Below are 23,851 nucleotides of genomic sequence, written 5' to 3' on the forward strand. Positions count from 1 at the left end.
AGATAACTACCGCACACCGCTCCTTCCAGATCTCCACAGTGGACTACGCCATTTCCGTAATCCATTGAGGACGAATCACTTATGGACACACTGTGCAGCAGGATGCTGCCTTGCCTCGCCTTTGCCCCGCTGCTGGCGTTGGCCGACCCACCACCCGCCACCCACGTGTTTCTGCTCGACAACGGCTTGAAGGTCATCGTCCGCGAAGATCACCGGGCCCCGCTTGTCACCTCCCACCTGTGGTTCAAAGTCGGATCGGTCGACGAAGCGCCGGGCCAGACCGGACTGTCACATGCACTGGAACACATGCTTTACAAGGGCAGCAGCAAGACGTGTCCGGATGAGGCATCCGCCATACTGGAGTCCCTGGGGGCATCAGAAAATGCCTTTACCGGAAAAGACGTCACCGCCTATCACCAGACGTTGCCCAAGCCTTATCTAGGTGTCGCATTCGAGTTGATGGCTGACTTGATGTCGACTGCTCATCTCAAACCGGAAAATTTCGCTTCCGAGATCAGTGTCATTCAAGAAGAGCGCCGCTTGAATGTGGAAGACAGTCCTCTGGACACTGCACTGGAACGTCTGGAAACCCTGGCCTACCCCTCCAGCAGCTATCGGACACCCGTCATCGGCTGGATGAACGACCTGCACGGTTTGAACACTGCTCAGTTGCGCGAGTGGTATGAGTCACGCTACGCCCCTGGCAATGCCACGCTGGTCGTCGTCGGCGATGTCACGCTCGATTACGTTCAACCGCTGGCTCAGCGCTACTTCGGCAACCTCACCCGTCGCCCCGTCACCCCACCCCTTAAACCGCGAGAGCTGCCGCTGCCAGGCGAACGCCGCATCATCCTCAACCAAGCGGTTCCTACACCACAGTTGATCATGGCATTCAACGTTCCCAGCCTGGCTACGGCAGATACCTACCAGACCGCGCATGCGCTGCGCCTGATCGAAATGTTGCTGGCAGGTTCCCACAGCGCACGTCTGCAAAAACACCTGCTACACAAGGAGCATGTGTTCAGCCATGTCAGCGCCAGCTACGACCTCTACAGCCGCGGCGACACGCTTCTGACCTTGCGCACCCGGCTTGACACATCGCAATCAACCAGCCCGGAAGCGGCACAAACACGAGTCTGGGATTTGCTCGAGGAGCTGCGCACCACGCCTCCTTCTCCCGACGAGCTGGAACGCGTGCGAACCCAATTGATCGCCCAAAGAGTTTTTGCACGAGATTCGATCATGAGCACTGCCCAGCATCTGGCCGCCCTCGAGAGCATTGGCCTGCCGTGGCAATTGCTCGACGAAGAGATTGCCGGATTCAAGAAAGTAACCCCCGAGGACATTCGCCAGACCGCTGAAAAATATCTGATCCGCGAACGTCTCAGTACCGCCCATGTGCTTGTGGAGAGAAAACATGGATAAATCTGCGCACGTCTTTCGGTCTGCCATGGCCTGTTTTGTCGTTTGGCTGTCAGCCAGCCCGGCTGCTGCCATCACCGCGCCAGCCGGTTTTCCCGAGCCCCGATTGCAATCATTGTCGGAAACAGACACGACCCGGCAGACTCCACGCCCATTGACAATCAAGGGCTGGAAAACCACGACAGACATCAAAACGTTATTCATCCGTACCGGGGATCTGCCGATGTTCGATGTTCACGTCAGCTTCGCCGCCGGCAGTGCATACGATGGCGACACCCCAGGCCTGGCAGCGGTGACATTCAGCCTGTTCAATGAAGGTGTGAGTGGCAAGAGCGATCATGCAGCGATCGCCGAAGTCTTTGACGGGCTGGGTGCCAAGCTCGGGATGGATCTGGATCAGGAGCGTGCCACCTACACGTTGCGCAGCCTCAGTGATCCAGACAAAAGCAGCCCGGCCCTGCAACTGTTTACGCAAATGCTGGGGCAGCCCTCTCTTTCCGATGAAGCTCTGCTCAGGGTCAAGAGCGAGCTTCGTGGCTTGCAGCTGGCACAACAACAAGAGCCTGCGGAGATTGCCTCGCAACGCCTCCAGGAGCTGCTGGCTCCGGATACACCATACGCCCGCTCGATCTACGGAACCGATGCCGGCCTGACCTCGATCACCCGCCAGGCTGTACAAGCCTTCCATCGCCTTACCCACTCGGCAAGCCAGACACAAATTACGTTGGTGGGAGACCTTTCCATCGAACAGGCACAGGCCATCAGCCTGCAAATTACCAACGCGCTACCCGCGCCCCTCGTTGCACTCCCCGCCGTCGAACCGCCCACAGCGTTCGGCACTGAAATGCATACCCATGTCGAACGTGCACAGGAACAGACTCACGTATTGCTTGGGCAGCCCAGCTTGCCGCGCCAACACGAAGACTACGTTGCGCTGTTTTCCGCGACGCTGATTTTCGGCAGTGGTGTGAACTCACGTCTGATGACGGAACTGCGGCACAAACGCGGCCTGGTCTACGATGCCAGCATTCGTACGAAAGACTGGGCGGGCAGCGGACTGACATCAATCGCTCTGCAAACCAGCCCTCAATTCGCGAACGAAACGATAAGTCTGGTGAAATCAATGCTCAGTGATTATCGACGTGATGGCCCCTCCCGGGAGGAACTCGATCACTTCAAACGTCGATTGGCCAATGCCAATATCATTGGCAGTGCCAGCAACGAACAGATTCTCGGGCGTCTGGCCGAGATCAATCGTCATCACTTGCCCCTCGACCTGGATTTTTTCTCGGAACAAGTGCAGCGCTTGACTCTGGAGCAAATCAAAACAGCGCTGGATCAACACTTGGCTGACGATCAGTGGCGGGTGGTTACCGTTGGCCCGTCGGTACCCCAACTGCCACTCCCGCAACCGGCCATCGCCCCGACCGACGAGCCGTCTCGGCATTCGTGTCGCGCTGATGCAGGCTTTGTGGCAAGTTAGAGATCCATTGAAAGTGGCAGCCTTCTACATGACTGTCACTTCATGCATGACACCGTCGAGATTTACCGTGCGCGCACCTCTTCCTCCTTCCGAATCCGGTTTTCGTTTCACACCCGCCTTCGGCCTCGGCAATCCGCACCTGCAAACCTTGTGGGGGCCGCTGTGGCGCAAAACCGTACACCTTGATCGCCAGCGCGAGCGCCTGTGGCTGGAGGACGGCGACTTTCTCGACCTCGACTGGCACGGCCCGCACAGCGCCGAAGCGCCACTGGTGCTGGTGTTGCACGGGCTGACCGGTTCTTCCAATTCGCCTTACGTCGCCGGAATCCAGGCAGCGCTCGCCGCCCAAGGCTGGGCCAGCGTCGCATTGAACTGGCGTGGCTGCTCGGGCGAGCCGAACCTGTTGCCGCGCAGCTACCATTCCGGCGCCAGCGAAGACCTCGCCGAAACCATCAAACACCTGAAAGCCAAGCGACCATTGGCGCCGCTGTATGCGGTGGGCTATTCCCTCGGCGGTAATGTGCTGCTCAAGCATCTGGGGGAAACCGGCAGCGCCAGCGGCGTGCTCGGCGCAGTGGCGGTGTCGGTGCCGTTTCGACTGGATCAATGCGCCGACCGTATCGGCCAGGGGTTTTCAAAGGTCTATCAGGCGCACTTCATGCGTGAAATGGTCGCCTACATCAAGAACAAGCAGCGCCAGTTCCAGCACGACGGGCGCGAGGATGGTCTTGCCGCACTGGCCGCCCTCGGCTCGCTGGAAAACATGCGCACCTTCTGGGATTTCGATGGCCGGGTGACTGCGCCACTGAATGGCTTTGCCGATGCCGAGGATTACTATCGCCGTGCGTCGAGCCGCTACTTTCTTGGGGAAATCCGTACACCGACCCTGATCATTCAAGCGGCGGACGACCCGTTCGTGTTCCCCCACAGCCTGCCTTCGGCCAGTGAGTTGTCGAGCTCGACCGCATTCGAATTGCAGGCCCGGGGCGGGCATGTGGGCTTCGTCGATGGCTCGTTCCGCCAACCGGGTTATTACCTGGAACGGCGCATTCCCCAATGGCTGGCCGAAACGGGGCGCGAGTGAGGTCATGAGCGATCAGGGCGAGTCGATCCGTTTCTGGCAAACCGCGCCATTGGCCGGCGTCGAGCTGCTCTCGGCGCGCTACATCGAGCATCGTTTCGCCCCGCACGTCCACGACGGCTACGTGATCGGCATGATCATGGCCGGCGCCCAGCGCTACCGCTATCGCGGTGCCGAACACCTGGCGGGCAGCGGCACGCTGGTGCTGATCAACCCGGATGAATTGCACACCGGCCACAAAGGCACCGAGGACGGCTGGCTGTACCGGGCGTTCTATCCGGATACCGACAAGATTGTCTCGCTGCTTGAAGAGCTGGAACTGCCGACCGCGCCGATGCCGGCCTTTGGCGCGACGCTGTACCGCGACCCGGATCTGGTCAACGGCTTCAGCCAGTTGCACCGCTTGCTGGAAAGCCCCGCCACCGCGCTGCAGCAGCAAACCGTTTGGCGCGAAATGATGATGCTGCTGTTGCAACGCCACGCAGCGGTGCAGATCAACGGCAAACCCGGAAAAGAGCACCGCGCAGTAGTAATGGCCAAGGAGTTGCTGCACGCGCAACTGGCGGCGCCACCCTCGCTGGAAGAACTGGCGGCGGCGGTGAACCTGTCGCCCTTCCACTTCGCCCGGGTATTCCGCCGCGCCACCGGCATGCCGCCGCACACCTGGCTGATGCAACAGCGGATCGCCTGCGCGCGGGGCTTGTTGCAGAGCGGCTGCCTGCCGGTGGAAGTCGCCACGCAACTGGGCTTTGCCGACCAGAGTCATCTGAGCCGGCAGTTCAAACAGGTTTACGGCGTAGGGCCAGCGGCCTATCGCAGTGCGCGGCTGGACCGCTGAACGCGCTTACTCACCCGTGGCGATACCACGCGAAGGCTCGTTGATCCACTCGCTCCACGATCCGGCATACAGCGTACCCAGCGGATAACCTGCCAGACACAGGGCAAACAGGTTGTGACACGCCGTCACCCCGGAGCCGCAGTAAGCAACCAGATCGTTCGGCGAACGCTCACCGAGTTTCGCGGCAAAGCGCTGCTTGAGTTGATCCGCCGGCAGGAAACGTCCATCACTGCCCAGGTTGTCGGTGAACGCCGCGCATTGCGCGCCGGGAATGTGCCCGGCAATCGGGTCGATCGGTTCCACTTCGCCCTTGAAGCGCGGCAAGGCGCGGGCATCGAGCAGGGTCAGGGCCGGTTGGCCGAGACGCTGCTGCAATTGCTCGGCGCTGAGCAGCAGATGCTTGTCCGGGCGTCCGCTGAACGTCCCGCGCGCCACCGAAGGCGCATCCAGGCTCAGCGGCAGCCCCGCCGCATGCCAGGCCTTGAGCCCGCCATCGAGAATGAACACACCGTCGCGCTTGCCCAGCCACGCCAGCAACCACCAGGCCCGCGCCGCGTAGGCACCGGGGCCGTCGTCATACAGAACCACGTCGCTGTCGTTGTTGATGCCGAACGCTTGCAGACGCTCGATCAACGCCGCCGGCTCCGGCAACGGATGGCGTCCGGTCACGCCCTTGGTCACCGGTCCGCTCAGGTCACGTTCAAGATCGGCGAAACTCGCCCCGGCAATGTGCCCTTCGGCATAGCTGCGCTGGCCGTAATCCGGGTCTTCGAGGGCAAAACGGCAATCGAGAATCACCAGCCCCGGTTGCTCCTTGCGGGCATCCAGCGTGGTCGGGCTGATCAGTTGCGCAATCGGCATAGCGAACGACTCCTGTGAGCGGATGGGTCAGGACCTTTCTTCGAGGGCCTGGGCCAACGGTACGTAGAATTCTTCGAACAGTGCGTTGACCTCATCCCGGGCCTGCTCGGTGACAAACCCCGCTTCCAGCACCAGCACCTGATACACGCCACGTTTAATGGCCTGCTCGCTGAGGTGATTGGAGTTTTCCCGGGTCGTGCACAGAAAACGCACCCAGGAAGTGAGGATGATCCACGCGTTGAGGGTCAGGGATTCGATCTGCACCCGGTCCATTTTCAGGATGCCGGCGGCGACGAAACCTTCATAGATTGCCGCGCCCTGAATCACGCAGCGCTGGGAAAAGCGCCGGTAACGTGCGGCCAGGTCCGGATCGCTGTCGAGCAGATGCTCGAGATCCCGGTGCAGAAAGCGGTAGCGCCACATCGCCGACAGCAATTCCTTGAGGTAGAAACGCTTGTCTTCGACCGTCGCCGCACGCCCTTGAGGCGGGCGCAGGAAGCTGTCCACAAGGCTTTCGTACTCACTGAACAACACGGCGATGATCGCCTGCTTGTTGGGGAAGTGGTAGTACAGATTGCCCGGAGAAATCTCCATGTGGGCCGCGATGTGATTGGTGCTGATGCTGCGCTCGCCCTGCTGATTGAACAGCTCGAGGCTGTTCTGCACGATGCGCTCGCTGGTTTTGATCCGTGGGGCCATGGCTTGAGCTTTAATTCAGAGTGCGTTGGGGGGCATCTTACGACCTAACCGGAACGGGATAAAACCATGATGCCCAAGGAAGTCATTTGACTTTCTAGAGCATAGACTCTAGAAAGTTCCTCACGACAACAAATCCGGAGCCGACAATGACCGCCGATATTGCCTACCTGCAATCGTTGCAACAGCCGCTGGAAGAGCTCAACCGGTTGTTCGACGCGCAGCGCGCCGCCTACGCCGCCAACCCGATGCCGCCTGCCGCCCAGCGTCAGCAGTGGCTCAAGGCCTTGCGCGATCTGCTGAGCAGCGAACGGCAGGCACTGGTCGAGGCGATCAGTTCGGATTTCAGCCATCGCAGCGCCGATGAAACCCTGCTCGCCGAGCTGATGCCGAGCCTGCACGGCATTCATTACGCCAGCCGGCATATCAGCCAATGGATGAAGCCTTCGCGGCGCAAGGTGGGTGTCGCCTTCCAGCCGGCGTCGGCGAAAGTCGTGTACCAACCGCTGGGCGTAGTCGGCGTTATCGTGCCGTGGAACTACCCGCTGTTTCTGGCCATGGGCCCGTTGACCGGAGCCCTCGCGGCGGGCAACCGGGTGATGCTCAAACTCAGCGAATCGACCCCGGCCACCGGCCTGCTGCTCAAGGAATTGCTGGCGCGGATCTTCCCTGAAGACCTGGTCTGCGTGGTACTCGGCGAGGCCGATGTCGGCGTGGCTTTCTCGAAACTGCGCTTCGATCACCTGCTGTTCACCGGCGCCACCAGCATCGGCAAACACGTGATGCGCGCGGCGGCGGAAAACCTCACGCCGGTAACCCTGGAACTGGGCGGCAAATCCCCGGCCATTGTTTCCCACGACGTACCGCTCAAGGACGCCGCCGAACGCATCGCCTTCGGCAAGACCCTCAACGCCGGCCAGACCTGCGTGGCGCCGGACTACGTCTTGGTGCCGGAAGAACGTGTCGGCGGTTTTGTCGAAGCCTATCGCCAGGCCGTGCGCGGGTTTTATCCGACCCTCGCCGACAACCCGGACTACACCGCGATCATCAACGAACGCCAACTGGCGCGACTGAACAGCTACCTCAGCGACGCCACCAGCAAGGGCGCGCTGCTGATTCCGCTGTTCGAGCAAGGCCAGGGCCGACGCATGCCTCACAGCCTGCTGCTGAATGTCAGCGACGAAATGACAGTGATGCAGGACGAAATCTTCGGCCCGCTGCTGCCGATCGTGCCGTACCGGGACCTGGATCAGGCATTTGCTTACATCAATCAGCGCCCACGTCCTCTGGCTCTTTACTACTTCGGCTACGACAAACGCGAACAGCACCGCGTGCTCCACGAAACCCACTCCGGCGGCGTCTGCCTCAACGACACGCTGCTGCATGTGGCTCAGGACGACATGCCCTTCGGCGGTATCGGGCCGTCGGGGATGGGGCATTACCACGGACACGAAGGTTTTCTGACCTTCAGCAAGGCCAAAGGTGTGCTGGTTAAACAGCGCTTCAACGCGGCGAAGCTGATTTACCCGCCGTACGGCAAATCCATTCAGAAACTGATCCAGAAACTGTTCATTCGCTAACGTCACCGCCGGGTAATAACAACAATGCACCCAAGCCTGACCGAAACACCCGCCCTCTCGCGCCGTGGCCTGCTGAAATTCAGCCTCGGCGCCACGGCTTTCCTCGCCACCGCCGGCCTTGGCGCCAGCCTCAGCGGCTGTTCGTCGAGCGTATCGGCCAACGGATTCGCCGCGTTGCGCAGCGGTGACCTGCTGTTTCTGCGTGCGTTGATTCCGGTGATGCTCGATGGCGCCGTCGCGGTGGAAAAGATGCCTGCCGCTGTCGACGCAACCCTGAAATCCCTGGACTACAGCCTCGATCACCTGTCGCCAGAAATGCTCAAGCTCACCCGGCAACTGTTCGACGTGCTGGGCATGGCCGTAACCCGGGGACCGCTGACCGGCATCTGGGGCAGTTGGGAAAACGCCAGCCCCGAGGCGATTCGTCACTTTCTCGAGCGCTGGGAAAACAGCTCGTTGAGCCTGCTGCGCATGGGCCACAGCTCCCTGCAGCAAATGGTGATGATGGCCTGGTACACCCGCACCGAATCCTGGGCGCACTGCGGTTATCCCGGCCCGCCCACGGTTTAAGACCTGCGACGCCTCCGAACAATAATAAGAGAGCCTGATTGATGCCCGTACCCGACCCGTTTCGCGAAGGCCTTGCCCGTGGCTGGAAAACCTACAACGGTGCGCAACTGTCCGATGACCTGACCCTGGAAACCGACGTAGCCATCATCGGCAGCGGTGCCGGCGGCGGCACCACGGCGGAAATCCTCAGCGCCGCCGGCTACAGGGTGCTGCTGATCGAAGAAGGCCCGCTCAAGACCAGCAGCGACTTCAAGATGCTGGAAGACAAGGCCTACAGTAGCCTCTATCAGGAAGGCATCGGCCGCATGAGCAAGGACGGCGCGATCACCATCCTTCAGGGTCGTGCGGTCGGCGGCACAACTCTGATCAACTGGACTTCGAGTTTTCGCACGCCCGAGCCGACCCTCGAACACTGGGCCAAAGAACACAACGTCAAAGGCCACAGCCCCGCCGACATGGCGCCGTGGTTCGAAAAAATGGAGCAACGCCTCGGCGTCGCCCCGTGGATGGTGCCGCCCAACGCCAACAACGACGTAATCCGCAAAGGCTGCGAACAACTCGGCTACAGCTGGCACGTGATCCCGCGCAACGTGCGCGGCTGCTGGAACCTCGGCTACTGCGGCATGGGCTGCCCGACCAACGCCAAGCAGTCGATGATGGTTACGACCATTCCTGCGACCCTGGAAAAGGGCGGCGAACTGCTCTATCTGGCCCGCGCCGAAAAACTGCTGATCAACGGCGACAAGGTCACCGGGCTGCAATGTGTGGCTATGGACGAACGCTGCGTCGAGCCGACCGGGCGCAAGATCACGGTCAAGGCCCGCCATTACGTGCTGGCCGGCGGCGGCATCAACAGCCCTGCCCTGCTACTGCGCTCGGATGCGCCGGATCCGCATCAACGCCTGGGCAAACGCACCTTTCTGCACCCGGTGAACATGTCTGCCGGGCGCTTCGACGAGGTCATCAACCCGTTTTACGGAGCGCCGCAGTCGATCTACTCCGACCATTTCCAGTGGAAGGACGGCACCACCGGGCCGATGGCCTTCAAACTCGAAGTGCCGCCGTTGCACCCGGCGCTGGCCGCCACCCTGCTCGGCGGCTTCGGCCAGGAAAATGCACAGCACATGGCGGATCTTCCGCACACCCACGCCATGCTGGCGCTGCTGCGTGACGGGTTTCATCAGGACAGCCAGGGCGGCAGTGTCGAATTGCGCGGTGATGGTTCGCCGGTACTCGATTATCAGGTTTCGCCATACGCCTGGGACGGTCTGCGCCGGGCCTTCCACGTCATGGCCGAAATCCAGTTCGCCGGCGGCGCCAAAGCGGTGATGCCGATGCACGCCGATGCCCGTTATGTGAACAGCCTGGCCGAGGCACGCAAAATGATCGACGACTTGAGCCTGGAGCTGTACCGCACCCGCTTGGGCAGCGCCCATGTCATGGGCGGTTGTGCGATGGGCGAAGACCCGAAAAGCGCCGTCACCGACAGCCTGGGTCGCCATCATCAGCTGCGCAATCTGTCGATTCACGACGGCTCGCTGTTCCCCACCAGCATCGGCGCCAACCCGCAATTGTCGGTGTATGGTCTGACGGCGCAACTGGCGACGTCCCTCGGCGAACGGCTGAAAAACCCGTGAAAAAGCCGAAGATTCGTACCGTCCATAGTGCTTTCTTACCCAAAAGGCGACTTGGCCGACCGGGACGGCTGCGATACCATCCGACTCCCCAACGGATTCCCGCCAGGACGACGCGATGAACCGAGTGTTGTACCCAGGTACCTTCGACCCTATTACCAAGGGCCATGGCGATCTGGTCGAACGCGCCTCGCGCCTGTTCGACCATGTGATCATCGCCGTCGCCGCCAGCCCCAAGAAGAATCCGCTGTTCCCGCTGGAACAACGGGTCGAGCTGGCCCGCGAGGTCACCAAACACCTGCCGAACGTGGAAGTGGTCGGCTTCTCGACGCTGCTGGCGCATTTCGCCAAGGAGCAGAACGCCAACGTGTTCCTGCGTGGTTTGCGCGCGGTGTCGGACTTCGAATACGAATTCCAGCTGGCCAACATGAACCGTCAGTTGGCGCCGGATGTGGAGAGCCTGTTTCTCACCCCGTCCGAGCGTTATTCGTTCATTTCCTCGACACTGGTGCGGGAAATTGCAGCCCTGGGCGGCGATATCAGCAAGTTCGTCCACCCGGCGGTGGCCGAAGCCCTGACCCTGCGCTTCAAGAAGTAACGACCGTTCAAACGGCGCCCGCGTGCACTGCGGGCGCCAATGCGGCACAATTGCGCGCATTGATTCATAGCGCCCGGGCTCCCCGCCCCGGCTGGAGTTAGCATGTCCCTGATCATCACCGACGATTGCATCAACTGCGACGTCTGCGAACCCGAGTGCCCGAACGCCGCCATTTCCCAAGGCGAAGAGATCTACGTGATCGACCCGAACCTGTGCACCCAGTGCGTCGGCCACTACGACGAGCCGCAGTGCCAGCAGGTCTGCCCGGTGGATTGCATTCCACTGGACGAAGCCCATCCGGAGACTGAAGAACAGTTGATGGAGAAGTACCGCAAGATCACCGGCAAGGCTTGAGCCACTGAATCCGATCGCAGCTCCCGGCTGCGATCGCGTCATTCGCGCTGCTCGAATCCCTCCCCTGTGCAGCCCAGGCAACGCACGAACGCCGCTTTCGCCGGCGCCACCACCAGCGCCTCCCCCGCATCGCCGACGCCGCCACCCAGCGCGGTAAACGGCAACGACACCACAAACACGCCTGCACCGATCACTGTCGCCGCCACCAGCAAGGGGCGGGCAATCAGCAGATCGCCGATCATGGCGTAGGCCGGTGGGTTCTGGATGGCGTAACGCGGATCACCGCTGCCGCCCTCCGTGGCCTGAACGGTCAGGCTGGAGCACAGCAGCAGTGCGAGGAGCAGGGCTTGCGAGGACTTCATGGCACGATCCTTCGGGCTGAACAGTGAGACAACTCACTATAGACCGTAGGACTTTTTCAGCTTTTCGTCAGGTCTGGCAGCGCGGGCAGAAAACGCTGGCCCGCTGGCCCAGCTTCACTTCCCGCAGGCCCGTACCGCAAACCTTGCAGTGTTCGCCACCACGACCGTAGACAAACAGCTCCTGCTGGAAATATCCCGGCTGCCCGTCGCCACCGATGAAGTCACGCAACGTGGTACCGCCGCGCTCGATGGCGGCGGCGAGGATGCGTTTGATCTCGATCGCCAGCTTCAGATAACGCGCCCGGGAAATGCCCTTGGCTTCGCGGCGCGGATCGATGCCGGCGGCGAACAGCGCTTCCGTCGCGTAGATATTGCCGACCCCCACCACCACCGCGTTGTCCATGATGAACGGCTTGACCGCCATCGAACGTCCGCGTGACAGCTGAAACAACCGCTCGCCGTCGAACAGATCGGTCAATGGCTCCGGCCCCAGACGAATCAGCAATTCGTGATTGAGCGGATCGTTGCTCCAGAGCATCGCGCCGAAACGTCGCGGATCGGTGTAGCGCAAGGCCAGGCCCGACTCCAGTTCGATATCCACATGCTCATGCTTGGCTGCCGGCATCCCGACCTCGACCAGCCGCAAATTTCCCGACATGCCCAGATGGCTGATCAGTGTGCCGACTTCGGCATTGATCAGCAGGTACTTGGCGCGCCGCTCGACCAGCACGATGCGCTGCCCGGACAGGCGCACATCGAGGTCTTCGGGAATCGGCCAGCGCAGCCGCCGGTCACGCACGATCACCCGGCTGACGCGCTGGCCTTCCAGGTGCGGGGCGATCCCGCGACGGGTGGTTTCGACTTCCGGCAATTCAGGCATGAGCGTCTCGAATCTTGAGTGTCTTGATCAGTGTGCGCCGAGTTCGCGGATCGTCTGCTTCAGGGTTTCGAAGTCGTAATCCGAAAGACCGATGTATTCAAGCACCAGCGGCCCGACCGCCTGCCACTCGAAATCTTCGCTCTGGTTGCCCAACACCCGGTACGACGCGCAGATGTGCTCGGCCATTTTCAGGATCGCCAGCAGGTTTTTCATCTGGCTGTTACGCGAAGTCTCGTCGCTGAAGATCGCCATGGCGTTGTGGTGATTGGCGATGGCCGCACTGACGTGCTCCGGCAGGCGCCAGGACTTGGCAGTGTAGTAACCGACCACCGAGTGATTGGTGTTGTAGACATCGTTCTCGGTGTCCACGACCCGGCGTTCGGCACTTGCGTTGGCGTAGGCCTTTTCGAGCGTCGTCATGTAATCCGGGAAACGCTGGAGCATCAGCGGCACGCCGCAGTCATGGAACAGGCCCAATGCGTAGGCCTCGTCGCTCGCCTCGGTGCCGACGCGCTTGGCCAGGGTCAGGCAGGTCATGGCCACGTCCTGGGCGGTGTCCCAGAAACGGTTGAGCGTGACGATAGTGTCGTCGTTCATCTCGCCCTTGATCGACTGCGCGTTGATCAGGTTGATGATCGAGCGGCTGCCCAGCAGGTTCACCGCGCGCTTGATCGAGGTGATCTTGTTGCTCAGACCGTAATACGGCGAATTGACGATTTTCAGCAGAGAGCCGGACAGGCCGGGGTCCTGGGAGATCAGCTTGGCGATCGTCTCCAGGTCCGGGTCGGGCATGTACTGCTCCATTTGCAGATCCACCATGATCTGCGGTTGCGCCGGCACGCTGATGCCTTGCAGGGATTGTTGAATCTGTTCGGTGGTCAGCTCTTGGGACATAAGTACATACTCTTGGACAGGCGGCGATTCTAACCCCTAAAAACCGACGAACGACACATCAGGGGCAGATCGGCGGAAACTTTCATTCAAGACCATGGACAGAATTCTGCCTTCGTCCGTTTGCGCGCCACGCCTGTGCGCCACATGTCCAGCACCGAACCCGCCTGCGTCGCAACACGGTATACTCCCGCTCTTTTTTCCGGAGCGACGTCATGTCCCTGCCTAGCTTGCGCCTCAAAGCCAACGCCGACCGTCGCCTGCGCGCCGGCCACCTGTGGGTCTACAGCAACGAAATCGACGTGGCCGCCACCCCGTTGCACGGCTTCAAGGCCGGCGACCAGGCCATCCTCGAAGCCGCCGGCGGCAAGCCGCTGGGCATCGTGGCCATGAGCCCGAACAACCTGATCTGCGCCCGCCTGCTGTCGCGCGACATCAAGCTGCCGCTGGACAAGTCGCTGCTGGTGCACCGCCTGAACGTGGCGCTGTCCCTGCGTCAGCGCCTGTTCGACAAACCGTTCTATCGCCTGGTCTACGGCGACTCCGACCTGCTGCCGGGTCTGGTGGTCGACCGTTTCGGCGACATCCTCGTGGTGCAGATCGCTTCCGCCACCATGGAAGCCCATAAAGATGACGTGATCGCGGCACTGACCCAGGTGCTCAAACCGAGCGGCATTCTGTTCAAGAACGACTCTGCCGCCCGTGACGCCGAAGGTCTGGAGCGCTACACCGAAACCGTGTTCGGCCTGGTGCCGGAGTGGGTTGCTCTGGAAGAGAACGGCGTGAAATTCGAAGCGCCGGTGATCCAGGGCCAGAAGACCGGCTGGTTCTACGACCACCGCATGAACCGTGCACGCCTGGCGCCTTACGCCAAAGGCAAACGCGTGCTGGACCTCTATAGCTACATCGGTGGCTGGGGTGTGCAGGCTGCCGCGTTCGGCGCCAGCGAAGTGTTCTGCGTCGATGCCTCGGGCTTCGCCCTCGACGGCGTCGAGCGCAATGCCGCGCTGAACGGCTTCGCCGACAAGATGACCTGCATCGAAGGCGATGTTTTCGAAGCCCTGAAGGAACTCAAGGCCAGCGAAGAACGCTTCGACGTGATCGTGGCCGATCCGCCTGCGTTCATCAAACGCAAGAAGGACATGAAAAACGGTGAAGGTGCCTACCGTCGCCTGAACGAGCAAGCCATGCGCCTGCTCAACAAGGACGGCATCCTGGTCAGCGCTTCGTGCTCGATGCACCTGCCGGAAGACGATCTGCAGAACATCCTGCTGACCAGCGCCCGCCACCTGGACCGCAACATCCAGTTGCTGGAGCGCGGCGGTCAGGGCCCGGATCACCCGGTGCACCCGGCCATTGCAGAAACCCGCTACATCAAGAGCATCACCTGCCGTCTGCTGCCGAACAGCTGACAGACGCACGTCATTGATGCTGTCGAAAGGGGAGCCCGCGGGCTCCCCCTTTTTTTGTCTTGAGCTTTGCTTTCCTACATTTATTGTCCTGCCGGCGTGCAGGATATTTCCTTAACTCTTTTATTTACTGGAATTTAACTTACACATTTACTTCCAGCCAAAGATCACTCCGACAAAATTACTGGATTATTCCTACTTAATATTTGCTTGCGATTAATCCATTACAAACTATTATTAAGTCGTCACCACGAAGGTGGCACCAACTAACCACGAAGCAACAATGAACAAGGAGTTCAATCATGAAAGCAATTACTCTGGAATCCCGCACCCTCGCAAACCTGGCTTTTCTGGTCGCACCTAAAGCCCGATAAGTAAGGTGGGCGCTGGGTATGCCGGCTACCCAGCGCCTCTGGCAAAACACTCATCCAGAGCAGCGTGCCCCAACATGCATATAAACCCTTATTTATTCATATTGCCACGAACGCCCGGCCAGATAGTCTGGAACTACAAAGACCATACTCAGCACGAACTTGACCTCAAATACTCTTTTCGACTCGCACAACTTATTCACGAACCAGCCTTATATGACAGCGACAACACAATAGACGCGCAACTTCTAAATGCCGGAATACTGACTTCTACAAAAATCGCAGCGCCGGTCTGGGGCTGGGATGAACTGTCCAGGATCTACCATATCGGCACCCGGAATATTCCCTGCAAACACACGCCTCGAAATATTCGGGAATGGTCCAGGCAATACCTCGAACACTGCAACACCGTGCTTGCCACGTCGCCTCCGGCCGATGTCCCTGTGGACACCGCCCCGAACGCACTCATCGCCCTGCCCGCACCACTGGCACTGAAGGACGACAGCCTGTCAGGCTCACTGATCCGGCGAAAGACTTGCCGATCCTTCACCGGCGCTGCGGTGCCGCTGGGCGACGTCGGCACCTTGCTATACCTGTCCCTCGGTTACCTGCGAGAACGCGAAGCCGACTGTGACGACAGCATCGCCGAAGGGCTTGGCGCGCGACGCGGCAGCCCTTCCGGGGGCGGCCTCAATGCCTGCGCGGGGGTTGTGCTGGTGCAGAACGTCGACGGACTGCCACCCGGCATATACGCCTATCACCCGGCGGAACACGCCCTGAGCTTCATCAACCCCAGGCCCGACACAGCACTGGGCAATCTGCTGGGAGGTCAGCACTTCATCAATAACCTGCCACTGGGCCTGTTTATCACGGCCCGCTTCGACAGGCTCTGGTGGAAATACCCGCACTCGCGCGCCTATCGAATGGCATTCGTCGAAGCCGGGCACCTCTCACAGACGTTTCAACTGGTGGCCACCGCCCTGGGCATGAACACCTGGCTGACCGGTGCGTTTTCCGACGACCAGGTCGAGACGTTGCTGAAACTCGAGAACAGTGCGGAACAACCCTTGTTCTTCGTCGGTTGCGGGGAAAGCGACGGTCAGGCGATGTGCCAGGAAATGCGCGACCTGCTGCGCGAGACGCCAGCATGAGCCTTCTCTCCCAAGACCCGGCATTCGAGTTTTCGCTGGGTGACTGGAGCACTCGCGCGTCGGTGCGTACCAGCGCCCACAATTACCGTTTGCCGGATGACGTAGTGCAACAACTGGAAACCCGTCACTGGTTCCCGCCGGCATTTCTGCCCTACCTCGCCCACCCGGCCATCGAAGCCGCGGGCCGCTCGATAGTGCACCGGCTCACGGCCAATCATCTGGTGCACTTTCTCGACTACACCACCCTGCTCGAACATCGCATTGTCAATCGCGCCGTGGAAGTCATCGTCCACGGCGAACTGCCGGTCGATGCTCCGCCGTCCATGAAAACCGCCGCGCTGCAGCTCTACACCGATGAGGGCTACCACGCCCTGTTCTCAAATCAGGTCGCGGAACAGATCGCCGGGTTCTACGGCATCACCGGGCGCCCGGCGATGCCCAGGCGGATCACTCGCATGATCAGGCTGATCGACGAAACCCTTCCGCAGCAGCGACCGCTGACAGGGTTTCTGCTCGGCTTCGTGTCGGAAACCATCATTGCCCGGGAACTGCTCGACGTCTGCCGGGACAGCCTGGTGTCCGGGGTCAACGACATGCTGCGCGATCACCTCACCGACGAGGCGCGACACAGTCGCTACTTCACCGAAGTGTTCCATTACCTCTGGTTGCGTCTGGGGCTGCAGCAACGAACGTTCGCCGCCACCACCCTGCTCGAGATCATCGGGATTTTCTTCGAAACCGATGAACAGTGGCTGCGACAAAGCCTGTGTGATGCCGGAATTGCCGACGGTGCCGTGCTTGAAATACTCGACAGCCTGACAACAGTGCAAGCCTCCAGACGACGTGCCCGAACAGGCGGCATCGCCACATTGAATGCACTGAGGAAAGCCGGATTTTTCGAAGAACCTTACAACCAGATACTTTTCGCCAGGGCGGGATTGATCGATGGATAAAGGAAAATCCGGGGTGACGACCCGACAGCGTCGCGGGGCCGTCAGCCTGTTGCTGGCGATGGTGCTGCTGGGCGTATTTCCGCTGGATGTCCTGCTGCCTTCGTTCCCGGCACTGGCCGAACACTTTCGCAGCACCCCGGCCGACATCGCGCTGTCCATCAGCCTGTTCGCCGTCGGCATCGCTTTCGCCCAGTTGCTGATCGGGCCGCTGTCGGATGTGATCGGGCGCAAGGGCCTGTTGCTCGCCGGCATGAGCGTTTCAATGCTCGGCGCCCTCGGCTGCGTGATGACCACTGATTATTCGCTGTTCCTGATGTTCCGGGTCGTGCAGGCGCTGGGCTGCGGTTGCTTCGTGCTGTCCCAGGCGCTGGTCCAGGATCTGTTCGAAGGCGAGGAACGCGATCGCCTGCGAATCCTGATGGTGACCGCCGGCGGGATTTTCATCTCGGTGTCGCCTCTTGCCGGTACGTTCCTGCAGGCAACACTGGGATGGCGTGGCAGCTTTTGGGTGTTCATCGCGTTATCAGCTGTCGTACTGCTCAAGGCCTGGCTGTTTCTGGAGAACACCCGACCAACCACCCGCGGCACACGCACAAACTTCCTCACGGCTTACCGACGGGTGTTGGGAGATTTCGACTTCGTCGGCTACTGGCTGATTTCGGCATTTGCGTTCGCCTGCCACTTTTCATTCATCGTAATCTCGCCGCTGATCTTCATGGACCGGCTGCAATTGTCCGCCTACGAGTTCTCCTTGATCCTGCTGATCTATGGTGCGGCTTACGTCACCGGAGGCATTCTCGCCAGCGTGCTGAGCAGGCGCATCAGCAGCGGCCAGCAGATGGTCGTCGGTCTGAGCCTGATCCTGTTCGCCGGCGTGACCATGCTGTATCTGTCGTCGAACTTCGCTCTGGCTCCGGCAACCGTGCTGATCCCGATGCTGATCTGCACCGCCGGCACCACCATTGCCCGGCCGGCAGCCACCTCCAGGGCCATGAGCCTGTTTCCGGACAACGCCGGCACCTCGGCCTCGGCCGGCAGCACGATCATCTTCATCTGCGGCGGGTTGATCAGCGCCTTGATCAGCCTGAGCCCGGCCAATCTGCAATCCACCCTGGGTTACGCCTTTGTCTTGCTCAGTGGTGTGGCGCTCGCGCTGAACAACCGGATCAGCCGTCGCGCCAAAGTCCTGCAAGCCGATGCCATCGCACAGCCGGGTGGCGACTAAACCTGCCAGTCGTCATTCCGCACGCGGCGTCAGCACTGGAACAACGTTTTGCGCCATTCCCTCCTGACGCCAGCGGTGTAGAATCGCGAGATTCATCGCCATTCATCCCCGGCGGGTTTATGAGCTCAGGCTGAGACCAGCGGCGATCCCGCAACGTCATCGGCAACTTCAGGACACACGGCCATTTCTGAGTGTTCCAGACGTCAATAGAAGCTCACTCCCTTTTGATACCTGATTAGCCGCCCGGAGTGCTCCATGCCAGATTACCGCTCGAAAACATCCACCCACGGCCGCAACATGGCCGGCGCCCGCGCACTGTGGCGCGCCACCGGGATGAAAGATGACGACTTCAAGAAGCCGATCATCGCCATTGCCAACTCCTTCACCCAGTTCGTACCGGGCCACGTTCACCTGAAGGATCTGGGCCAACTGGTTGCCCGTGAAATCGAACGGGCCGGTGGCGTGGCGAAAGAATTCAACACCATCGCCGTGGACGACGGCATCGCCATGGGCCACGACGGCATGCTGTATTCGCTGCCGAGCCGCGAGATCATCGCCGACTCCGTCGAGTACATGGTCAACGCCCACTGTGCCGACGCCATCGTCTGCATCTCCAACTGCGACAAGATCACCCCGGGCATGCTGATGGCCGCCCTGCGCCTGAACATCCCGGTGATCTTCGTCTCCGGCGGCCCGATGGAAGCCGGCAAGACCAAACTGGCCAGCCACGGTCTCGACCTCGTCGACGCCATGGTCATCGCCGCCGACTCCAGCGCTTCTGACGAGAAGGTTGCCGAGTACGAGCGCAGCGCCTGCCCGACCTGCGGTTCGTGCTCCGGCATGTTCACCGCCAACTCGATGAACTGCCTGACCGAAGCCCTGGGCCTCGCATTGCCGGGCAACGGTTCGACCCTGGCCACCCACAGCGACCGCGAACAGTTGTTCCTGCAGGCCGGCCGCACCATCGTCGAACTGTGCAAACGCTATTACGGCGAGAACGACGAGTCGGTACTGCCGCGCAACATCGCCAACTTCAAGGCGTTCGAGAACGCGATGATGCTCGACATCGCCATGGGCGGTTCGACCAACACCATCCTGCATTTGCTGGCCGCCGCCCAGGAAGCCGAGATCGACTTCGACCTGCGCGACATCGATCGTCTGTCGCGCAAGGTGCCGCAGCTGTGCAAGGTCGCGCCAAACATCCAGAAGTACCACATGGAAGACGTGCACCGCGCCGGCGGCATCTTCAGCATCCTCGGTTCGCTGGCCCGTGGCGGCCTGCTGCACACCGACCTGCCGACCGTGCACAGCCGCAGCATGGAAGAAGCCATCGCCAAATGGGACATCACCCAGACCGACGATGAAGCCGTGCACCATTTCTTCAAGGCAGGCCCGGCCGGCATTCCGACGCAAACCGCGTTCAGCCAGTCGACCCGTTGGGAAACCCTGGACGACGACCGTGAAAACGGCTGCATCCGCAGCTTCGAGCACGCTTATTCGAAAGAAGGCGGCCTGGCCGTGCTGTACGGCAACATCGCCCTGGACGGCTGCGTGGTGAAAACCGCCGGCGTCGATGAATCGATCCACGTCTTCGAAGGCAACGCGAAGATCTTCGAAAGCCAGGACAGCGCCGTACGCGGCATCCTCGCCGACGAAGTAAAGGAAGGCGACATCGTCATCATTCGCTACGAAGGCCCGAAAGGCGGCCCGGGCATGCAGGAAATGCTCTACCCGACGTCGTACCTGAAGTCCAAGGGCCTGGGCAAAGCCTGCGCCCTGTTGACCGATGGCCGCTTCTCCGGCGGTACGTCCGGGCTGTCCATCGGCCACGCTTCGCCAGAGGCCGCGGCCGGCGGCGCGATCGGTCTGGTGCAGGACGGTGACAAGGTGCTGATCGACATTCCGAACCGCTCGATCAACCTGTTGATCAGCGACGAAGAACTGGCGGCACGCCGTGTCGAGCAGGACAAGAAAGGCTGGAAACCGGTCGAGAAACGTCCACGTAAAGTGACCACCGCCCTCAAGGCCTACGCCCTGCTGGCGACCAGCGCCGACAAGGGTGCGGTGCGTAACAAGGCGATGCTCGACGGCCTGTAAGGGTCAAATCGCAGAAACAAAAATGCCCCGCCAAGTGCGGGGCATTTTTTTGCCTTGAGGCTTACTGAATCTCTTCCGGCTTCACGATCACCCAGTTCTTGTCCGCCGTCACCGGCAAACCTTCTTTCGCCTGGGCCGCCGCGTGCTTGGCCATCATGCCGTTGAGCTGGGTCATGTACTTGTCCTTGCGGTTGACCCACAGGTGAATGCCGCCCTTGGCCACGTCGACGCTGTGGAACAGCATGTAGCCGTCGCTGCTCGGGGTGTCGCCACCCACCAGCACCGGTTTTTTCCATTCGTCGATGTAGGTCAGGATCGCCGCATGCTTGCCGGCCATCCAGGTCGCCGGGGTCCACAGGTACGGGGTCAGTTCGAGGCCGAGGTTGGCCTTCTCGTCATACTTGCCGGCGGTGATCTGCTTGCGTGCGGTGGTCAGTTCACCGGTCTCGCGGTTCTTCAGCAACGTGGTTACACCGATCACGTTCTGCGGTTTGACGTTGTAGCCGTACTTCGGATCGGCCGCGACCATCCGCACCAGTTCTTCGGAGGCGGCGGTCATCACGTAGACCTCGATGCCGTTCTCCATCAGTTTGTTGTACAGCTCGGCCTGACCGGTGAAGACTTTCGGCGGCTGCACGTCGATGTTCTTCACCACATCGCCTTCGTAATAGGTCGCCGGCACCGGTTTGCCCGAGGCCATCAGTTCGTCGACGTAGCCTTTGAGTTCCTTGAGGGTGAAGCCGGAGAACACCTGCGCCACCCATGGGTAGCAGACCATGTCGTCGACTTCGCAGAGGCGGTAGTAGTAGCTGAACAGGCTTTCCTTGTGGTCGGCGGTGTCCTTGAACGGGATCAGCTTCAGCGACGGGTCGAGCTTGTCACGGGTGATCAGGCCCTTGTTTTCCATGAACGGCAGCAGCGACTCTTCGAGGTCGTAGCGGTAACTGGTGTTGTCCATGTCGAACACCGCGTAGTTACCCTTGTTGGCGTTGGCCGCGATCATCGCGTCCAGTGCCTTGGCCTGGTCCGCCGGCCAGTGCTTGAGGTCAGTGGCGAACGCTTGGCCAACAAGGCCGAAGCAGAGTGCGGCAGCCAGCAATTTAGGTGCGAACTTCATTCTGCGTTTCTCCCCGATTGAAAGAGATCGACGCTAACAAATCAGTGTGACAGTTACCGTCTGTCAGCGACTGTCCACGTCCCTTTTGCGCCAACTGCATCCCCGAGAGCGACACCCGCTTATTCCAAAAACGACGGACGACCTTTGATTTCGGTATTAAATCATTGGAAATCAAACTGTTAGGCTTGCCGGTTCGCAACAGCCCCGGAAGGTTGTTGGCACAGTCTTTTCTGGAGTCCTCATGAATCTGCCCCTGATTCTCAACTTGCTGGTGTTCCTCGCCCTGCTCTTCGGCCTGGCGCAAACCCGCCACACCTCGTGGAGCCTGGCGAAAAAAGTCCTGCTCGCGCTGGTGCTGGGCGTGGCGTTCGGCGTCGCGCTGCACACGATCTACGGTGCCGGCAACCCGGTGCTGAAAGCCTCGATCGGCTGGTTCGATCTGGTGGGCAACGGTTACGTGCAGCTGCTGCAGATGATCGTGATCCCGCTGGTGTTCGCCTCGATCCTCAGCGCCGTAGCCCGTCTGCACAACGCGTCGTCGCTGGGCAAGATCAGCTTCCTGACCATCGGCACGCTGCTGTTCACCACGGCGATTGCGGCGCTGATCGGCATCGGCCTGACCAACCTGTTCGGCCTGACCGCCGAAGGTCTGGTCGCCGGCACGCAGGAAATGGCCCGTCTGCAAACCATCCAGACCGACTACGCCGGCAAGGTCGCCGACCTGAATGTGCCGCAACTGCTGCTGTCGTTCATCCCGCAGAACCCGTTTGCCGACCTGGCACGGGCCAAGCCGACCTCGATCATCAGCGTGGTGATCTTCGCCGCGTTCATGGGGGTTGCCGCGCTGCAACTGCTCAAGGATGACGCCGAGAAAGGTCAGAAAGTGATCAACGCCATCGACACCCTGCAAGCCTGGGTGATGCGCCTGGTGCGCCTGGTGATGAAGCTGACCCCGTACGGCGTGCTGGCGCTGATGACCAAAGTGGTGGCCGGTTCCAACCTGCAGGACATCATCAAGCTCGGCAGTTTCGTGGTGGTGTCCTACCTCGGCCTGGGCCTGATGTTCGTCGTGCATGGCCTGCTGGTCTCGGCGGCAGGGATCAACCCGCTGCGTTTCTTCCGCAAGATCTGGCCGGTGTTGACGTTCGCCTTCACCAGCCGCTCCAGCGCCGCGAGCATTCCGCTGAGCATCGAAGCGCAGACCCGTCGTCTGGGCATTCCGCAATCGGTGGCAAGCTTCGCCGCCTCGTTCGGTGCGACCATCGGCCAGAACGGTTGCGCTGGCCTGTACCCGGCGATGCTGGCGGTGATGGTTGCGCCAACGGTCGGCATCAACCCGCTGGATCCGCTGTGGATCGCGACGCTGGTGGCGATTGTGACCCTGAGTTCGGCCGGTGTGGCGGGCGTGGGCGGCGGTGCGACCTTCGCGGCACTGATCGTGCTGCCGGCCATGGGCTTGCCGGTTTCGCTGGTGGCGTTGCTGATTTCGGTCGAGCCGCTGATCGACATGGGTCGTACGGCGCTGAACGTGAGCGGTTCGATCACCGCTGGCGCGATTACCAGCCAGGTGATGCAGCAGACCGACAAGGCCCTGCTGGATGCCGATGAGCATGCGGAGCTTGCTCAGGCATAAGTAGCGTCTGACAGATTGCTATCGCGAGCAGGCTCGCTCCCACAGGGAAATGCATTCCAATGTGGGAGCTGGCCTGCCAGCGATGCTCTTAGGCTTTTTCCCAGACTTCGAAGTGGTAAGCCGGTTTGTCGCCTTCAGCCGGATTCGGCACGTTCGACACCAGTTTCCACTGGTTCAGATCGAACTCCGGAAACCACGCATCGCCTTCCGGGCTCAGCGCCACACGGGTCAGATACAGACGATCCGCCTGGGCCAGTCCCTGCGCATACAGTTGCGCCCCGCCAATCAGCATCAACTCGTCGACGCCCTGCTCTTTCGCCCACTCTTCGGCGCGAACCACGGCAGCTTCCAGCGACGGATAGACTTCCGCCCCTTCCAGCACCAGATCGGCCTGACGGCTGACTACGATGTTCAGACGGCCCGGCAACGGACGACCCAGCGAATCCCAGGTCTTGCGACCCATGATGATCGGCTTGCCGAGCGTCGTGGCCTTGAAGTATTTGAAGTCCCCCGGCAGGTGCCAGGGCATGCTGTTGTCGACGCCAATCACGCGGTTTTCACCGAGGGCCGCGATCAGGCTGAGGGGGAGTGATTTAGTCATGCCGGCGAGGATACCAGAGCCGCGCTTACCCCGATAAGCGCCAC

The 23,851-nt window shown here is 61.0% G+C and carries 22 protein-coding genes; 15 read left to right on the plus strand and 7 right to left on the minus strand.

All coding sequences use genetic code 11. The features are described from left to right. Positions 1-81: 81 nt before the first annotated feature. The 4 genes from M5B98_RS06975 (at position 82) to M5B98_RS06990 (ending at position 4,824) form a co-directional block, all read left to right on the plus strand. Positions 82-1,425, plus strand: a complete 1,344-nt coding sequence (locus M5B98_RS06975) for a M16 family metallopeptidase (RefSeq protein WP_248742297.1) — start codon at positions 82-84, stop codon at positions 1,423-1,425. Continuing rightward, entirely contained in the window at positions 1,418-2,905 is a 1,488-nt protein-coding gene (locus M5B98_RS06980; protein WP_248742298.1) for a M16 family metallopeptidase, read from the plus strand. Before M5B98_RS06975 ends, M5B98_RS06980 begins: the two co-directional genes overlap by 8 nt. Positions 2,906-2,972: 67 nt before the next feature. Next, entirely contained in the window at positions 2,973-3,989 is a 1,017-nt protein-coding gene (locus M5B98_RS06985) for a hydrolase (RefSeq protein WP_248742299.1), read from the plus strand. A gap of 4 nt (positions 3,990-3,993) precedes the next feature. After that, positions 3,994-4,824, plus strand: a complete 831-nt coding sequence (locus M5B98_RS06990; RefSeq protein WP_248742300.1) for an AraC family transcriptional regulator — start codon at positions 3,994-3,996, stop codon at positions 4,822-4,824. Positions 4,825-4,830: 6 nt separating this feature from the next. Here the strand turns inward: M5B98_RS06990 and M5B98_RS06995 are convergent, their stop codons facing one another. Both M5B98_RS06995 and M5B98_RS07000 read right to left on the minus strand, forming a co-directional pair. Further along, the gene (locus M5B98_RS06995) at positions 4,831-5,685 is read right to left on the minus strand and encodes a sulfurtransferase (RefSeq protein WP_248742301.1); all 855 of its coding nucleotides are present in this window, start codon (positions 5,683-5,685) and stop codon (positions 4,831-4,833) included. Between the two features lie 27 nt (positions 5,686-5,712). After that, positions 5,713-6,384: a TetR/AcrR family transcriptional regulator gene (locus tag M5B98_RS07000; protein ID WP_065258928.1), complete on the minus strand. Its 672-nt coding sequence runs from the start codon at positions 6,382-6,384 to the stop codon at positions 5,713-5,715. Between the two features lie 146 nt (positions 6,385-6,530). On the opposite strand from M5B98_RS07000, the gene M5B98_RS07005 reads away from it, so the two are divergent. From M5B98_RS07005 to M5B98_RS07025, 5 genes are all read left to right on the plus strand, one after another. Then, complete coding sequence (locus M5B98_RS07005) at positions 6,531-7,961, plus strand: coniferyl aldehyde dehydrogenase (RefSeq protein ID WP_248742302.1); 1,431 nt, start codon at positions 6,531-6,533, stop codon at positions 7,959-7,961. A gap of 24 nt (positions 7,962-7,985) precedes the next feature. Then, entirely contained in the window at positions 7,986-8,531 is a 546-nt protein-coding gene (locus M5B98_RS07010) for a twin-arginine translocation pathway signal protein (RefSeq protein ID WP_248742303.1), read from the plus strand. 41 nt (positions 8,532-8,572) lie between these two features. Beyond that, positions 8,573-10,168 carry a GMC family oxidoreductase gene (locus M5B98_RS07015; protein WP_248742304.1) on the plus strand — a complete coding sequence of 532 codons (1,596 nt, stop codon included), beginning with the start codon at positions 8,573-8,575 and terminating at the stop codon, positions 10,166-10,168. 115 nt (positions 10,169-10,283) lie between these two features. Next, positions 10,284-10,763 carry a pantetheine-phosphate adenylyltransferase gene (gene coaD / locus M5B98_RS07020; RefSeq protein WP_007953414.1) on the plus strand — a complete coding sequence of 160 codons (480 nt, stop codon included), beginning with the start codon at positions 10,284-10,286 and terminating at the stop codon, positions 10,761-10,763. Between the two features lie 102 nt (positions 10,764-10,865). Next, positions 10,866-11,117, plus strand: a complete 252-nt coding sequence (locus tag M5B98_RS07025) for a YfhL family 4Fe-4S dicluster ferredoxin (protein WP_003195146.1) — start codon at positions 10,866-10,868, stop codon at positions 11,115-11,117. 38 nt (positions 11,118-11,155) lie between these two features. On the opposite strand, the gene M5B98_RS07030 is transcribed toward M5B98_RS07025, so the two are convergent. The 3 genes from M5B98_RS07030 to M5B98_RS07040 all read right to left on the minus strand — a co-directional run bounded on the left by M5B98_RS07030 (position 11,156) and on the right by M5B98_RS07040 (position 13,199). Beyond that, positions 11,156-11,479, minus strand: coding sequence for a multidrug transporter (locus tag M5B98_RS07030; protein WP_085731548.1), 324 nt, complete (start codon positions 11,477-11,479; stop codon positions 11,156-11,158). Between the two features lie 67 nt (positions 11,480-11,546). Continuing rightward, positions 11,547-12,359, minus strand: coding sequence for a bifunctional DNA-formamidopyrimidine glycosylase/DNA-(apurinic or apyrimidinic site) lyase (mutM, locus tag M5B98_RS07035; RefSeq protein ID WP_085731547.1), 813 nt, complete (start codon positions 12,357-12,359; stop codon positions 11,547-11,549). A gap of 27 nt (positions 12,360-12,386) precedes the next feature. Further along, a complete protein-coding gene (locus tag M5B98_RS07040; RefSeq protein WP_162803536.1) occupies positions 12,387-13,199 on the minus strand; it encodes an HDOD domain-containing protein in 813 nt (270 codons plus the stop codon). Between the two features lie 266 nt (positions 13,200-13,465). On the opposite strand from M5B98_RS07040, the gene M5B98_RS07045 reads away from it, so the two are divergent. From M5B98_RS07045 to ilvD, 5 genes are all read left to right on the plus strand, one after another. Then, the gene (locus M5B98_RS07045) at positions 13,466-14,662 is read left to right on the plus strand and encodes a class I SAM-dependent rRNA methyltransferase (protein WP_085709044.1); all 1,197 of its coding nucleotides are present in this window, start codon (positions 13,466-13,468) and stop codon (positions 14,660-14,662) included. 445 nt (positions 14,663-15,107) lie between these two features. Further along, the gene (locus tag M5B98_RS07050) at positions 15,108-16,181 is read left to right on the plus strand and encodes a SagB family peptide dehydrogenase (protein WP_248742305.1); all 1,074 of its coding nucleotides are present in this window, start codon (positions 15,108-15,110) and stop codon (positions 16,179-16,181) included. Further along, positions 16,178-17,134 carry a diiron oxygenase gene (locus tag M5B98_RS07055; RefSeq protein WP_248742306.1) on the plus strand — a complete coding sequence of 319 codons (957 nt, stop codon included), beginning with the start codon at positions 16,178-16,180 and terminating at the stop codon, positions 17,132-17,134. Before M5B98_RS07050 ends, M5B98_RS07055 begins: the two co-directional genes overlap by 4 nt. Next, on the plus strand, positions 17,127-18,359 hold the full coding sequence (locus tag M5B98_RS07060; protein ID WP_248742307.1) for an MFS transporter: 1,233 nt from the start codon (positions 17,127-17,129) through the stop codon (positions 18,357-18,359). The genes M5B98_RS07055 and M5B98_RS07060 overlap by 8 nt, the downstream gene beginning before the upstream one ends. Positions 18,360-18,614: 255 nt before the next feature. Continuing rightward, the gene (gene ilvD / locus M5B98_RS07065; protein ID WP_064380052.1) at positions 18,615-20,456 is read left to right on the plus strand and encodes a dihydroxy-acid dehydratase; all 1,842 of its coding nucleotides are present in this window, start codon (positions 18,615-18,617) and stop codon (positions 20,454-20,456) included. A gap of 61 nt (positions 20,457-20,517) precedes the next feature. On the opposite strand, the gene M5B98_RS07070 is transcribed toward ilvD, so the two are convergent. Continuing rightward, positions 20,518-21,573 (minus strand): haloacid dehalogenase-like hydrolase, encoded by a 1,056-nt coding sequence (locus tag M5B98_RS07070; protein WP_114886132.1) that lies wholly within the window; start codon positions 21,571-21,573, stop codon positions 20,518-20,520. Between the two features lie 241 nt (positions 21,574-21,814). Here M5B98_RS07070 and M5B98_RS07075 point away from each other — a divergent pair, with 241 nt between their 5' ends. Beyond that, positions 21,815-23,206 (plus strand): L-cystine transporter, encoded by a 1,392-nt coding sequence (locus M5B98_RS07075; RefSeq protein ID WP_248742308.1) that lies wholly within the window; start codon positions 21,815-21,817, stop codon positions 23,204-23,206. A gap of 88 nt (positions 23,207-23,294) precedes the next feature. Here the strand turns inward: M5B98_RS07075 and M5B98_RS07080 are convergent, their stop codons facing one another. Beyond that, positions 23,295-23,807 (minus strand): dihydrofolate reductase, encoded by a 513-nt coding sequence (locus tag M5B98_RS07080; RefSeq protein ID WP_085709037.1) that lies wholly within the window; start codon positions 23,805-23,807, stop codon positions 23,295-23,297. Positions 23,808-23,851: the final 44 nt, after the last annotated feature.

The sequence above is a fragment of the Pseudomonas sp. MWU12-3088 genome, assembly GCF_023242405.1.
Taxonomy (GTDB): Bacteria; Pseudomonadota; Gammaproteobacteria; order Pseudomonadales; family Pseudomonadaceae; genus Aquipseudomonas; species Aquipseudomonas kribbensis.